This is a genomic window from Nodularia chucula CCY0103 (genome assembly GCF_963923915.1).
Classification (GTDB): Bacteria; Cyanobacteriota; Cyanobacteriia; order Cyanobacteriales; family Nostocaceae; genus Nodularia; species Nodularia chucula.
Genome location: NZ_CAWUOL010000005.1, coordinates 45,573 through 60,288, shown reverse-complemented (window position 1 = coordinate 60,288; position 14,716 = coordinate 45,573). Strand labels below are relative to the sequence as shown.

The following is a 14,716-nucleotide window of genomic DNA, read 5'->3' as shown; positions in this document are numbered from 1 at the left end:
GTTTATTCTAGGAAGCTTCCTTGACCTATTTCCTGATATACTTCACGAATTATATTGTAATCAGCATCATTAGCTGCTATAAATTTTGAGCCTTGATATGGTTGATTAGCGGTGGAAGCTATGAGACTTTGAATAAGTTGATCTTGATGTTCTAGCATCAGCGATCGCACAGTTCTTATCATCCTATCTGGCCACTGATTATTAATGACAAATAAATCACTAGGAAGCAAGTTTCCCTTGGCCAGTATGGAAAAATCGCTCTCGGAGAAACTGTAATTATCTAATATTGTTTGGTATCTATCTGATGCAACTGTCCAAGCATCTACTTCACCCTTTTTCAAGGATTCTATCCCTGCATTACCTAACATGACAATTTTGACATCACTGTTAGGATCTAATCCAGCATCTATCAGCATTTTTATGGGAGCTAAATGTCCGGAAGTTGAACCAACTCTCAGCATAGCTATTGTTTTACCTTTAAGTTGATCTAGTGTTTTAATGTTGCTGTTACTACGGACGACAATTGTGGGATAGTAGTCATGGCGTTCGATAGCAATGAGCGGAATAGCTTTAGCACGAGAATGTAATACCACATATTCTGATGGTCCCGCTAGTATGATATCTACCTGACCATATCTTAATGCGGCGGCAGCATCTGTGCGATTTTCTCCGGGAAAAAATTCAATTGGTATGCCTAATACTTCTGCTAAAGCAGTGCGAAAATCACCATAACCCGCTTCTAAAGCTTCTAGACCAAGAGCATCTGCTACTGCAAGTTTGAGGCTTTTAGAAGTGTATTTTCTTAATTCATTGGAAGTATTGTTAAGCGAGTTACATCCTGTTATAAAACCGCCAATGAACAGGAGAAAATTACTCAGCAATTTACGCCTTTTCATAAATATTAAGATTAGTTATTTTAATAATTTTCCGAAAAATTATGAAAAACAGTTAATGGTATTATAATATTTTTCCGAACTTAATTCTACTGTAGAATTACTTAAAACATCATTGCAATGATTAATAATACTTAGCTAAAATTATGATTTTAATAAGTACAAAGGTTAAGAAAAGGTTATTAAGTAATAATGGTAAAAATGGTTTTCTAAATACTAAGACTTTTTGAATATTGTTGTTTTATGCTTCAGATAATTCTGTGGGTTGATAGTGATGACAATCGCCACAGGGACCACTGGGGTTGACAGCACAGCGCATATAGCCAGAACGGGCATTAAATTTACAGCTGATATCGCCAATGAGATAACCGACACCTTCTAAATAATAGCGATCGCCCTCAGTTGGTCTACTAATTTCTCTCATTGGTCTGGGGGAAAAATTTCTAGAGGCTTGTCTGATGCGAAGGTGTGTGCGCCAACGGCTTTTGCGAATCACCCAGAGGGAAAATAAAGAAGGTAACAAACCCACAATGATCACTAAAAGGATCACTAAAAGTGTCTTCAACACGTGATGTTGACCTCTGTAATGCTGTAACTATTCTTTCCTGATGTTACACCTATTTCCTAATTCTCATTCCCCTGAAGCGGCCACTGTTAGGTAAAATGCACAAATTAGCGGAAGCGATCGCGGGAGGTAAGAAATGGGATTGGCTGGGATCAAAATTGTGTTGGTGGAACCAGCAGGACCCCTGAATGTCGGGTCAATCGCCAGAGTTATGAAAAATTTTGGTTTAGATAATTTAGTATTAGTGAATCCCCAATGCGACCCACTAGAGGAAGCAGCGATGAAAATGGGGGTTCATGCCCAGGATATTTTAGAATCTGCGGTAGTAGTGACAACATTACCAGAAGCATTGCAGGGATGTGTGAGGGCGATCGCCACTACAGCCCGTGTCCGTGATTGGGATACACCTTTAGAAAATCCTCGCACAGCCTTACCGTGGTTACTAGAGTTACCAGACTCCCCAGCAGCCCTGATTTTTGGGAGAGAAGACCGAGGCTTAAGTAATCAAGAATTAAATTACGCCCAGCGATTTATTCGCATCCCCAGCAGTGACAATTATCCATCTCTCAATTTAGCCTCAGCCGTAGGTATTTGCTGCTATGAACTCGCCCAATATTCAGCACCACCCACACCGCCAACAACACATGATCTCGCCTCCTTGGATATTGTGGAAACCTACTATCAGCAATTAGAATCTTTACTGCTAGATATTGGTTATTTGTATCCCCATACAGCCACCACTCGCATGGCCAAATTCCGTCAATTGTATAATCGCGCCCACCTGCAAACTCAAGAAGTAGCTATGCTACGGGGGATTTTACGACAAATAGAATGGGCAGTTAAAAACCAATCTAATCATGAAAACTCTTGACACACTGCTATATAGATTGCAAAGTTAGACACCGAAAGGCTTTTACCCTAATCCCCAGTCCCCAGTCCCCAGTCCCCAGGTATACCTGCTATAAATATACAGAATAATTCACCCCGAAAATAGTTAAGATAGCTTAAACTAAACAGAAAAAGGCTACTAGCTAGTCAAGGTAATTACCGCCTCTAGCTACTTCAAGAGTAAATTTTGGTTCAGGAATCTGCTGGAAAACAAGCGAGTGGGTTACAAGGAGTAACAGTGTCAGAATCAAGTGACAAACGAAGAAACGTCTCGCGGGGACAACCCACAAACCACCGCCCCCGTCAGCGTAAAGTCCAAAAAGTGGGCAAGAAAAAAGTCAAATTACCACTACAGCAGCAGCGTTCTACCAAACCAGAAGTAGCTTTAACGCGGCTAAATCAGCATAATATCCCTCCCACACATCCCAATGGACTACGCAGGCCAAAATCACGGCTAGTAATGCCAGCAGCCGTAAAACCCATTTCCGCTATGCAGATGATCACACCTCAAACTCATCCCCAAACTGTGACATTAAAGACAGTGCGGAAAACGGGGAGACGAGTATCACGCAAAACACGTTTAAAGCCTATGGCCAGAACGATGTTATATGCTGTGCGCTTGTTAATTGTGGGTGTCGGCATTGGTGCGATCATGGGTACAATATTATCAGTTTTAGACCCGGCAACTCGTATGCCCAGTAATTCTGCGGCGCATAATTTGGGACAAAATCCGCCACAATTATCCCCTAGCAATGCTACTGGTTTATATTTATCTCAAGAAATTACCCCTTTAAAAAGTGCCATTCAAAATTTGGCCGCGACCAATTCCAATCTCACACCTGGGGTATTCTTGGTTGATTTAGAAAATGGTGGCTATGTGGATATCAATGGTTCTGGCACTTTCTCTGCGGCTAGTACGATTAAAATACCAATTCTGATTGCTTTTTTCCAAGATGTGGATGCTGGTAAAATCCGCTTGGATGAAATGCTGACAATGGAAAAAGATATGGTGGCTGGTGGTTCGGGAAATCTGCAATACCAAACAGTGGGAACCAAGTATACCGCCCTAGAAATTGCCACTTTAATGAGTACCATCAGCGATAATACAGCTACTAATATGCTGATTGCCAAATTGGGCGGTCAGGAGACGCTGAATCAAAGGTTTCAAAGTTGGGGATTATCAGTTACCGCTATTCGCAATCCTCTACCAGATTTAACGGGAACTAATACTACTAGTCCCAGAGAATTAGGAAGTTTGATCGCTATGGTGAATCAAGGTAATTTGGTGAGTATGCGATCGCGTGATTTGATTCTGGATATTATGCGCCGCACAGAGCGAAATCATCTTCTACCCTCCGGTTTAGGCACAGGTGCAAGAATACACCACAAAACAGGTGATATAGGTACAATGTTAGCTGATGCAGGTTTAATTGATACCTCCACTGGCAAGCGTTATATTGCTGCTGTTATGGTGCAACGTCCCCATAATGACCCAGAAGCAGAAAAATTGATTAGTGCTATTTCTGGGGCAGCTTATCAGCAATTTAGCCAAAATTCTGCACCCAATCCCGTGATGAATCCCCCAACATCTCCAAATATGCTCAACAATAATCCAGTTCCCAGTGGTAATCAACCGCCATTCTCAACTCCCCAAAATTTTCCTTCAAGATAATCGACAGTATCGTAAACTGTGTGAATTATAAAATTGGTGGAAGTCCTACTTGCTTGGGTTGAACAAAATTACCATCAAAACCTATGGTTTGATTTTCTGTAGTTCTCGCATCAGCCAAAGCCTTCCGCAGTTCAGCACGTTCCATTTGATCCTGAACTCCACCCAAAATATAAATTAGTAACTTGGCTGCTAATTCCCTTCCAGAAACCTGCACCCGCTTTTTATTAGGGTCATACAAAACGCCATACCATAAAGACTGTGGATACTCCATACCACTCAAACCGCCTTGCTGGTCGAATTTCCGCAACTTCTTAAAAATATTTACTAGTGTAAAACCTTTTTGAAAAACCAAAATTCCCAAAGCTTGCGCTAAAGCCACTTGAGCAACAGGACGAAAAAGCAGATTTCCTTCCCCCCCATCTTTTTCAAAACTAAAGCGTCGTAAAGCTGGAGTGTCTTCTTCATCCAGCAGCTTATAACTGGGAAGACTGGCTAAATGATCAAATAGCTGGCTAAATTCCTCAATTCCCTGTTCAAGTTCTTCATCCTCTGGACGCATGGGAATTAAGCCTTTTTCTAGAGGTTTCCAGTGAGGGAATTTTTGCCCCAAATAGCGCTCACACATATCATGGAGAGCTTGCAGAGTGGTTAATACAGTAGAATTAGATGCTACTGTCCCACTATTCCAATTAACACGAGGATTGCGGTCTTGTTGTTGTGCTAAAAGCGGATGAGTAACTGCAATTTTTCTCGCAACAATTGAAAAACCATCATCCTCATTTAGCTGTGCTAACTGACCTTTAGTTAATGGTGCAGCCATTAAGTTAACATGAACAAAGATGGATCTCACTCTTCGTCTGGCTTCGGTGCGAGTTTCCCCAGCAGCAACCGCGCAGATAAATTCGATACCAATTTTTTCTTTGGGTAAGGTTTGCAAGTAATCAAGGTCTACTTGGTACTTATCTCTCAAATCATCTAAGGTAATAAAGTTATCGTCAGCAGTTTTATCTTTTTTATAGCGCTGCAATTTACGAGTTTTGATTAACTCCATCAACCCTTGTACACTCATAAGTCGGTGCTGACCATCCAAAGCATAAATTGTCACATTATCTTCAGAAATATTCAGCAGACCAACTTTACCATCTTTATCTAAAGGGGTGAAATCAGTAGTAGATTTTAAGGCTATTCCCTGAGTATCCCACTCAGCCGCTTTGGGGTTATCTACCCAGGGTTGATTAATTACTACCAGTACAGGGGGGAATTTGTGACTTTTCCGCGCTGCTAAATACTGTACTAGGGGCGCTTGACGTGTCCAGTCAATGGGACGTTGCTGAATTTCATCAATGCTATCTGCATCAATTTCGATGTTACCAGTATCTGGATTGTACTTTTTTTCCAGCAAGGGTAAACCAGAGGCGAAGTGAACACGACCAGCAAACCATTCCAAGGTAACAGAACCAACAAAAGCCTCAGTACCCCCCATCTCGGTTTTTTGCACTAGAATCTGGTCTTTTTTCCCCAGGAACTTCTCTAGCAGTAAGGCGAGTACCTGTTTATCCTTGTTTTCTCGTTCCAGATACTCTTGAGCGATGTCAGCAGTTTGATCGGATACATTCTTCTTCATATTAATTTTTAAAAACTAAATGGTGTAGGATAGTGTAATTGTCTAAAAATTGAGTAATAGAAGTAAGGTTATTTAAAAATTTTGCACCCACTTAAGTAAATTTTGCCTGTATACCAGCTAATTCTATTCACTGGGATAGTAAAAATAAAGTCACGCCCATATTTAAAAATATAGAGAGATTATGACTACAGCACAAAAACCAGAAAAAAAAGGTCAGCAACAGCGTACTGTAGCAGATTTAGTGGATGATATCCAAGCGCTGACGACTGAAATTCAAGAATTGTATTGTTTAGATGAGATCCCTTGGGTGATTGGTTATTCAGGTGGTAAGGACAGTACAGCAACTTTACAGCTGGTTTGGAATGCGATCGCCGCACTCCCTCCTGAGCAGAGAACGAAGACAATATATGTTATCACTACTGATACCCTGGTAGAAAATCCTGTAGTTGCTGCATGGGTACGCAATTCTCTTAAACAGATGGAATCTGAGGCTAAAGCCCAAAATTTACCATTTGCACCGCATCTATTACAACCAGAGGCTAAAGAAACATTTTGGGTGGGTTTAATTGGAAAAGGGTATCCAGCACCCAAAGGAAAATTTCGCTGGTGTACAGAACGGCTGAAAATTAATCCTTCTAACCGCTTTATTCGTGATGTGATCCGCAGCAGTGGTGAGGCCATTGTGGTATTAGGTACTCGCAAAGCTGAAAGTACAAAACGGGCTAACAGAATGAAAAAACTGGAAGTTCATCGGGTACGGGATCATCTTAGTCCTAATATGAATTTACCCAACTCTCTGGTTTATAGCCCCATTGAAGATTGGGACAATGATGAGGTTTGGATTTATTTAATGCAATGGGAAAACCCTTGGAATTACAGCAATAAAGATTTATTCGACATCTATAGAGGTGCGTCTGCTGATAATGAATGTCCTTTAGTAGTTGATACCACTACTCCCAGTTGTGGAGGATCGCGTTTTGGTTGTTGGGTTTGTACATTAGTTAGTGAGGATAAATCCCTCGCTGCGATGATTCAAAATGATGAAGAAAAAGAGTGGATGCAACCTTTACTAGATTTTCGTAAACAATTGGATGTGGAAGAAAACCGCAAGCGCCGAGATTTTAGGCGGAGAAATGGGGATGTCCAACTGTACGAACGTAACTTAGATGGTGAAGTCTCAGTTGAGCCGATTCCTGGCCCTTTTATTAAAGAAGCGCGTGAAGATTGGCTCAGAAAGTTGTTGACAATTGAAAAAGAATTACGGCTGAAAGCACCAGAAAATATGCGCGATATTACTCTCATAACTCTAGAAGAAATGAGCGAAATTCGCCGGATTTGGTTAGAAGAAAGACACGAATTTGATGATAGTTTACCCCGGATTTATCAAGAAGTGACTGGTGAAGTTTTCAAAGATCCTCGTCCCGGTGCTGGCTATAGTCTCCTGGGTAGCGATGAGTGGGAAGTGTTAGAAGAAATTTGTGGCGATGATGCTATGCACTTAGAACTGATGTCTAAGCTGTTAGACACAGAACGCCAGTACAGGAAAAAAGGTCGTCGGGTGGGAATATATGACAGTTTAGAGAAATGTTTTGTCACCAGTTCCCATTCTCCAGAGGAAGCGATTAAAAATGCTCATTTGAAACGCGATTTAAAAACAGCCGTTGACCAAGGGGATGTGAAAAAGGTCAAGCAGTTGACTTTGGGCGATGCTGTGGATGAAAGCGACGACGCAAGCGATGAACAGCCAAGTTGGGGAAGTATGAAGTTTAAAAAGAGTTAAGGAGAAATTTTGATTATCAAATACCGGGCGATTGAAATCGCGGCTACACAAACGAAACCCGCCTGCGCGGGTTAAGGAGAAATGAGAGCAAATTTTACGCAATTGTATTTACATTATGTTTGGGCAACATGGGATAGATTACCGCTAATTAAACCTGATATTCAAAAATTAGTTTATACAGCAATTGTTAGAGAATGTAAACGATTAAAATGCACGGTTATTGTCATCGGTGGTGTTGAGGATCATGTTCATCTTTTAACAGGTTTTCCAGCAACTGTTAGTGTATCGGAAGTGATTAAACAAATTAAAGGTAGTTCTTCTCATTTTATTACTCATGAAGTTAAGCCAGATGAATTTTTTAAATGGCAAGGTAGTTATGGAGCATTTACAGTTAGTCATGATGCTATTGACAATGTAGCTAATTATATTAGAAACCAAGGCATACATCATAGTGAAAAATCTATCATTCCTTTATGGGAACTTACTCCTATTTCAAATAGCCCTGGCGACTAGAAGTCGCGGCTATACAAACATGACGCGAAGCGTCTTCCTGTAGGGAAGGCCGCCTGCGCGGGTTAAAAACTTCACTTTTCCATTAGTCCACGGAGGTGGACTTCGCTTGTGTAGCCGCGTTCGCCCTTGGCGTTGCGTTAGCAATATTCATTCGCCCGGTATTGTCTCGCCCCGTATCTTAAAAACTCAAAGATAAATGATATTTCTTGAACTTGTATTACAAAACTTTGGTCCTTACTGTGGTCGTCAGGTAATCAACCTTGACCCAAAAATTGATGGAGAAAATTCCTATCCAATTATTCTATTAGGTGGAATGAATGGGGGCGGAAAAACTACCCTGATGGATGCAATTCGCCTAGCATTATATGGTCATCGCGCCCAATGTTCTACCCGTGGTAACTTGAGTTATAACGATTTTCTCAACCAATGCGTTAATAGTCACAGTTCACCCACTGAAGATACTCGCATTGAATTGGTTTTTGAACACATTGAAAATGACCAACCAGTAAAGTATAGAGTTGTCCGGCGTTGGACAAAAAACCCTAAAGATGGTAAAGACCAATTAGGTATTCTAGATGCTCAAGAATGGCTGGATACGGCTTTAGTTAATATTTGGGATGAGTATATAGAAAATCTCTTACCTTTAGGGATTTCTAATTTGTTTTTATTTGATGGTGAACAAGTTAAGGAACTCGCCGAACAAGAAACACCTCCATCGATTGTAGTTGATGCAATTCGCGGACTTTTAGGTTTAGAATTAGCTGAACGTTTAGGTGGTGATTTAGAAATTATCGTCAATCGGAAGAGAAAGGAAATTGCTGATACTCAAGATTTAGCTGATTTAGAAGAAATTGAACAGGAACTCAAGCTACAGCAAGAGGAATATCAGGAAGTTGAAATTCAATTAAAGGAACTGAGCGAGAATTTAGTAACAGCAGAAAAAAAGCAGCAAGAAGCTGTGGATAATTTCATTTCTGAAGGTGGTAAAATTGCAGGCGATCGCAGTTATTTAGAAAAACAAAAATCTCAACTAATTGCTGAGTCAGAAAATAGCCGTCAAGCCATGCGCGGATTAGCTGCGGACATTTTACCTTTAGCTTTAGTTGCACCTTTGCTAAATCAAACTTATATCCAAGGACAAAAAGAATTTCGGACTCAACAAGCCAAGGTCGCATATAATTTATTATTACAACGAGATCACCGATTAATTGAATTAATTAACCAATTAGCCATTGCTGATCAACAAGTTGGAAAAATTCAAGAATTTATCGACGCAGAAAATAATATCCTCAAGCAAGATACAGCAGGGGAAGTTTGGCTATTATCTGATACAGAAACTCTGCATCATTTAGATAATATTATTCATCATTATTTACCTTATACAAAAAATGCAACTCAAAAGCAGCTAGAACTACATCAAACTCAAGAAGAAGAAGTTATTACCCTAGAAAGACAAATTCAAACAGCCGCATCTCCAGAGGATTATCAAAGGCTGGTAGATGAATTGCAAGCAGCACAACAAGAAGTTGCAGAAGCGCAAGCAGCTTGTGAAATAGCGAAACAAAATTTAAATGAATTAGAAACTCAAATTCGGACTACTAAAAAAACTTTAGAAAAATATACAGAAACCAATATTGATCGCAAATATAATGAACATATTATTACGGCAACGGCTAAAGTTCAAGATACACTCAAACTTTTCCGGGAGAAACTGACTCTCCGCAAACTGAATAAATTAGAAGTTGAAGTTACAGAATGTTTCCGCTATCTGCTGCATAAATCTGATTTAGTGCATCGTGTGGCCATTCATACTGATAGTTTCAGCCTCTCGCTGTATGATTTCAATGGTAAACCAGTACCTAAGCATAGACTTTCAGCAGGCGAAAAACAACTGTTAGCGATCGCCTTCCTCTGGGGATTAGCGCGAGTATCTGGACACCGCTTACCTGTAGCCATAGATACGCCTCTGGGTAGATTAGACTCATCTCACCGGGGAAACCTCGTAGAACGCTATTTTCCATCTGCGAGTCATCAAGTAATACTATTGTCTACTGATACGGAAATCGGTAAACAGGAAGTAGAAACACTGAGAAATAATCAGGCGATCGCTCGTGAATATCTCCTTAAATACGACTCCTCCACCCGCCAAACCACAGTCATAGAAAATAAATATTTTTGGTAATGCGTCAGTCTGGCGGTATGAGAGGATGTTTTAAAAGTTTTAGGCGAAACTACATAGGCCAAGTTAATGAAAAATCAAGGTTCTTAACCCGCGCAGGCGGCCTTCCCTACAGGAAGACGCTTCGCGTCAAGTTTGTGTAGCCGCGACTTCTAGTCGCCAGGGCTAGTAATAATCGATACTTTACAAACATCCTCTGAGCTAATCAAGATCATGACTCTGCTGTGCGAACAAAAAATCGCAGGTTTCAGCTAAAATACGGTATTCTGATAAACTTATAGTAGTGGCGTGGCAAGGCTAAAATGTTGCAATAGATTTTTGAGAAAATTGAGATAAATCAATGTTTTCTGCTTTTCCATGCACTATTTTAAGCTTGCCACGCCAGTAGTATAAAATTAAAAGAATCACGTAACGAGTCGCTTCCCTGTCAAGTTTTTAGACACGCTCGTTTCCCGCATACCGACTATTCTTATGAAACCCCTGATTCAGATTGGTGTTTTAGCAGATCGAAATATTCAGCATACGTTACAAAGCTGGCAAACAACGGCAGACTACCTCACCGCCGAACTTCCGGAATATCAATTTGCTATTGTTCCCCTCGATTTCACCCAGATGGGGGTAGCAGTAGAGCAGGAAGCAGTGGAATTCATAATTACCAGTCCGGGGATGTATGTGGAATTTGAAGCCCTCTATGGAGTGAATCGCCTAGCAACTTTAAAGCACCTCCGCCTGGGACAGGCTTACACTTTATTTGGTGGAGTAATTTTCTGTAATGCCGATTCTGAAGATATTCAGAACCTCACCGACTTACGAGGTAAACGCTTTCTGGCAGTTGCGGAAAATTCTTTTGGCGGTTGGCGATTAGCATGGCGGGAAATTGTCGAAGCGGGGATCAATCCTCACCGAGACTTCCAAAGTCTGCACTTCAGCAATAGCCATGATGCCGTTGTCTATGCCATTGAGCGAGGTGAGGCAGATGCGGGAACCATTTCCACTAACGTTTTAGAACAGATGGCGTTGGAAGGAAAAATTGACCTGAAAAACTTCAAAATCATTAATCAGCAGACCCAGTATGGAGAAAAGTTTCCCTTTGCTTTAAGTACCCGATTATATCCCGAATGGCCTTTTGTAGTTACTCAAAAAGCACCGAGTGATTTAGCAGAACAAGTAGCGATCGCATTACTGAAATTGCCCAAAGATCACCCAGCCGCAAAATCCGCAAAATCCGAAGGTTGGACAATTCCCCTCAATTATCAATCAGTCCATGAGTGCTTTCAGGTTTTGCAGGTTCATCCTTATAAAGATTTCGGCAAAATTAGTTCCAGCTTTCAACTTGCAGTCAAAGGATCAAATGATGGACTGTGGGACTGGAATCTAGAAACAAATGAAGTCTTCTTCTCAAATCGCTGGAAAGAAATGTTGGGGTATGCAGAAGCCGCTTTCCCCAATCACTTTCAAGAATGGAAACAGCGTTTGCACCCAGATGATCAAGATCGGGTTTTGACAACCTTCCAACAATACTTTGAGGGGCAACTTTCCACCTGTGAACTAGAATATCGCCTGCAACATCGTAACGGTAACTATCTCTGGGTGTTTTGTCGGGGGGTATTGTTGCGCGATGTCTGGAACCAACCATACCGCATGGCAGGTTCCCACACCGATATTACCCGACGCAAACAGGCAGAGGAAGAATTGCGACAATCGGAATTACAACTCAAAACCCAAACTCAGCAATTGCAACAGGCATTAAAAGAGTTGCAGCAAACCCAAATGCAATTGATTCACAGTGAAAAAATGTCCAGTTTAGGACAACTGGTTGCCGGAATTGCTCACGAAATCAACAATCCAGTCAATTTCATTTATGGTAATCTGAACTATCTAGAGGAATCTGTTCAAGGCTTATTGAATCTGGTTCAAATTTATCAGCAATGCTATCCCCAACCAGTAGATGCTGTTGAGGTAGCAATAGAAGAGTTTGAACTCGGCTTTGTGCGTAACGACCTGCCACGATTGCTCAATTCTATGCGAGTTGGCAGCGAACGGATTCGAGATTTAGTGCATTCTTTGCGAAATTTCTCCCGCTTGGATGAAGCCGAAGTCAAACCAGTTGACATTCACGAAGGAATTGAGAATACATTACTACTTTTGCAGCATCGTTTAAAGAGGGATGCTGATCAATCTCGTATTGTTATTCAGAAAAAATATGGTGATTTGCCACAAGTGGAGTGTTCCCCAGGACAACTGAACCAAGTATTTATGAATATCTTGAGCAATGCCATAGATGCCTTAGAAGAGACTATTGCCCATCAGCCAAATAATTTTACTCCTACCATTACTATTTGCACTAAAATCATAGCTGAACGTTGGATTTTTATTCACATTGCAGATAATGGATTAGGAATGGCAGAAGAAACCAAGCTACGATTATTCGACCCATTCTTTACAACTAAACCCGTTGGTCAGGGAACAGGATTAGGGCTATCCATTAGCTATCAAATTGTAGAACGACATCATGGTAAACTTAACTTTTTATCGGAACCCGAAAAAGGAACAGAATTTCAGATTCAGCTTCCCGTTTTTCGAGATAGCCGTGTTTCATTAAAGTGCGAAGTCAAAAAATAATTAGTTCATTTACAGCTAGATATGATCAAGTGTTCTAGATTGTTAATTATAATGATTTTTTTTAGTTTTAATTATGGAATCTCCCATCGAAAGAATTAAACTCTCTCAAACAGCTAAAGACCAACTTCTTAAACTCAGACGCAGTACAAAAATTGACCAATGGAATGTATTATGTCGTTGGGCGTTTTGTCGTTCCCTCGCCGAAGCAACCGCACCCTCACCCGTACCAATTCCCCAAGATAGCAACGTGGAAATGACCTGGCGCGTATTTGGCGGCGAAATGTCTGATATCCTTCTCCTCGCCCTGAAACAACGCTGTCACAACGACGGCTACCCCATAGATAAAGACAGCCTAGTTACCCAATTTCGCCTGCACTTGCATCGGGGGATTGGTTACTTAGCAGGTGATCCAAATATCAAGAAAATTGAAGATTTAATCCAACTGGCGCTGAAAGATGGAAAGGATATTAATTAACTGTTAACTGTTGACTGTTAACTGATATGCCTGAATCTTTAGAAATCGAGCGTCATCGAGCTGCGATCGCACGTAATGATATCTCTCGCCCCGTGCGTTTAGCAATAGAATGGGCAATCCTCCATCAGGAAACCTCATTCTTTGATTACGGTTGTGGTTACGGTGGTGATGTGCAGCGTGTAGGAAATTTAGGCTATACCAGCGCTGGCTGGGACCCTTATTATTTTCCCCATGACACCATTACCGCCGCCGATGTGGTCAATTTGGGTTATGTCCTCAACGTGATTGAAGATCAAGAGGAACGCCGTCAAAGTCTCATCCATGCTTGGGAACTGACTCAGCAAGTGTTAATTGTGGCGGCACAAGTATTAATTAATGCCCCTAGTAAAGCACAACTTGCTTACAGCGATGGTATTGTCACGCGTCGCAATACTTTTCAGAAATATTATGAACAGCAAGAACTGAAAACTTACATAGACGAGATTCTCAATGTCGATGCAGTACCTGTAGCTTTGGGTGTGTATTTTGTTTTCCGTGATGACGCTGCAAAAGAAAGTTTTAAAGCTATCCGCTTCTTTTCTAGCACTGCTACACCCAGAGTCCGTATCCCCAGCAAGCGGTTTGAAGATTACCAAGAACAACTGCAACCACTGATGGACTTTTTCGCCAAACGTGGCAGACTACCCGTTAAAGGTGAATTAGCTAACCAAGCAGAATTACTGAGTGAATTTGGTAACTTCCGCCGGGCTTTTAATGTGGTGTTACAAGCTACTGATGAGGCAGAATGGGATGCGATCGCCTATCGTCGTTCCTTAGATATCCAAGTATATCTCGCCCTCAGCCACTTTGATCAACGTCCGTCATGGCAAAAACTAGCGCCAGAAATGCGTCACGATATCAAAGCCTTTTTCGGTAGTTATGCAGAAGCCTGTGAAGTCGCCGACCAAAAACTATTTAGTTTAGGTAATCCCAAAGTTGTGCAAACAGCTTGTGAAAAAAGCAAAATTGGCAAACATACACGGGGCGCGCTTTATGTTCATGTTTCCGCACTCCCAGCATTAGACCCCTTATTACGAATTTATGAAAGCTGTGCCAGCCGCACCATTGGCCGTGTCGATGGAGCCACATTAATCAAATACAACATTGAAAAACCGCAAATATCCTATTTATTCTACCCAGAATTTGACAGTGATCCCCATCCCGCATTAACAGCCAGTATCACCATTGACTTAAAAACTTTATACATAACTCACCGTGATTATGCAGATAGAGATAATCCGCCAATTCTGCATCGCAAAGAAAACTTTGTCACTCCCAATTACCCCCGCTATGAGGAATTTGCTCAACTTACCCAACAGGAACAGCAACTAGGATTACTCAAGCAGAAAAGCGAAATTGGAACTCGTGCTGGTTGGGAAAAATGCCTCGCCACACACGGGGTAGAAATCATAGGTCATCAAATTCAAGTCATTGGTGATTGATGATTGGGTATTGAGAATAAATCC

The 14,716-nt window shown here is 41.2% G+C and carries 11 protein-coding genes; 8 read left to right on the top strand and 3 right to left on the bottom strand.

What is annotated here, in order from left to right; genetic code table 11:
- Positions 1-2: 2 nt before the first annotated feature.
- Both ACM0OP_RS03140 and ACM0OP_RS03135 read right to left on the bottom strand, forming a co-directional pair.
- On the bottom strand, positions 3-896 hold the full coding sequence (locus ACM0OP_RS03140; RefSeq protein WP_414526924.1) for a PhnD/SsuA/transferrin family substrate-binding protein: 894 nt from the start codon (positions 894-896) through the stop codon (positions 3-5).
- A 238-nt stretch (positions 897-1,134) separates the two neighbouring features.
- On the bottom strand, positions 1,135-1,461 hold the full coding sequence (locus tag ACM0OP_RS03135) for a DUF6464 family protein (protein ID WP_414526923.1): 327 nt from the start codon (positions 1,459-1,461) through the stop codon (positions 1,135-1,137).
- A gap of 133 nt (positions 1,462-1,594) precedes the next feature.
- On the opposite strand from ACM0OP_RS03135, the gene ACM0OP_RS03130 reads away from it, so the two are divergent.
- Together ACM0OP_RS03130 and ACM0OP_RS03125 are read left to right on the top strand one after the other, a co-directional pair.
- Positions 1,595-2,329: an RNA methyltransferase gene (locus ACM0OP_RS03130; protein WP_414526921.1), complete on the top strand. Its 735-nt coding sequence runs from the start codon at positions 1,595-1,597 to the stop codon at positions 2,327-2,329.
- Positions 2,330-2,533: 204 nt separating this feature from the next.
- Positions 2,534-4,018, top strand: a complete 1,485-nt coding sequence (locus tag ACM0OP_RS03125; protein ID WP_414526920.1) for a serine hydrolase — start codon at positions 2,534-2,536, stop codon at positions 4,016-4,018.
- 25 nt (positions 4,019-4,043) lie between these two features.
- Here the strand turns inward: ACM0OP_RS03125 and ACM0OP_RS03120 are convergent, their stop codons facing one another.
- On the bottom strand, positions 4,044-5,642 hold the full coding sequence (locus ACM0OP_RS03120; protein WP_414526919.1) for a DGQHR domain-containing protein: 1,599 nt from the start codon (positions 5,640-5,642) through the stop codon (positions 4,044-4,046).
- Between the two features lie 181 nt (positions 5,643-5,823).
- Here ACM0OP_RS03120 and dndC point away from each other — a divergent pair, with 181 nt between their 5' ends.
- The 6 genes from dndC (at position 5,824) to ACM0OP_RS03090 (ending at position 14,692) form a co-directional block, all read left to right on the top strand.
- The gene (gene dndC, locus ACM0OP_RS03115; protein ID WP_414526918.1) at positions 5,824-7,422 is read left to right on the top strand and encodes a DNA phosphorothioation system sulfurtransferase DndC; all 1,599 of its coding nucleotides are present in this window, start codon (positions 5,824-5,826) and stop codon (positions 7,420-7,422) included.
- An 81-nt stretch (positions 7,423-7,503) separates the two neighbouring features.
- Positions 7,504-7,935: an IS200/IS605 family transposase gene (gene tnpA, locus ACM0OP_RS03110; RefSeq protein WP_414526917.1), complete on the top strand. Its 432-nt coding sequence runs from the start codon at positions 7,504-7,506 to the stop codon at positions 7,933-7,935.
- Between the two features lie 196 nt (positions 7,936-8,131).
- Entirely contained in the window at positions 8,132-10,117 is a 1,986-nt protein-coding gene (gene dndD, locus ACM0OP_RS03105) for a DNA sulfur modification protein DndD (RefSeq protein WP_414526916.1), read from the top strand.
- A 468-nt stretch (positions 10,118-10,585) separates the two neighbouring features.
- The gene (locus ACM0OP_RS03100; protein WP_414526915.1) at positions 10,586-12,736 is read left to right on the top strand and encodes a sensor histidine kinase; all 2,151 of its coding nucleotides are present in this window, start codon (positions 10,586-10,588) and stop codon (positions 12,734-12,736) included.
- 73 nt (positions 12,737-12,809) lie between these two features.
- On the top strand, positions 12,810-13,211 hold the full coding sequence (dndE, locus tag ACM0OP_RS03095) for a DNA sulfur modification protein DndE (RefSeq protein WP_414526914.1): 402 nt from the start codon (positions 12,810-12,812) through the stop codon (positions 13,209-13,211).
- Positions 13,212-13,237: 26 nt separating this feature from the next.
- Positions 13,238-14,692 (top strand): DNA phosphorothioation-associated putative methyltransferase, encoded by a 1,455-nt coding sequence (locus ACM0OP_RS03090; protein ID WP_414526913.1) that lies wholly within the window; start codon positions 13,238-13,240, stop codon positions 14,690-14,692.
- Positions 14,693-14,716: the final 24 nt, after the last annotated feature.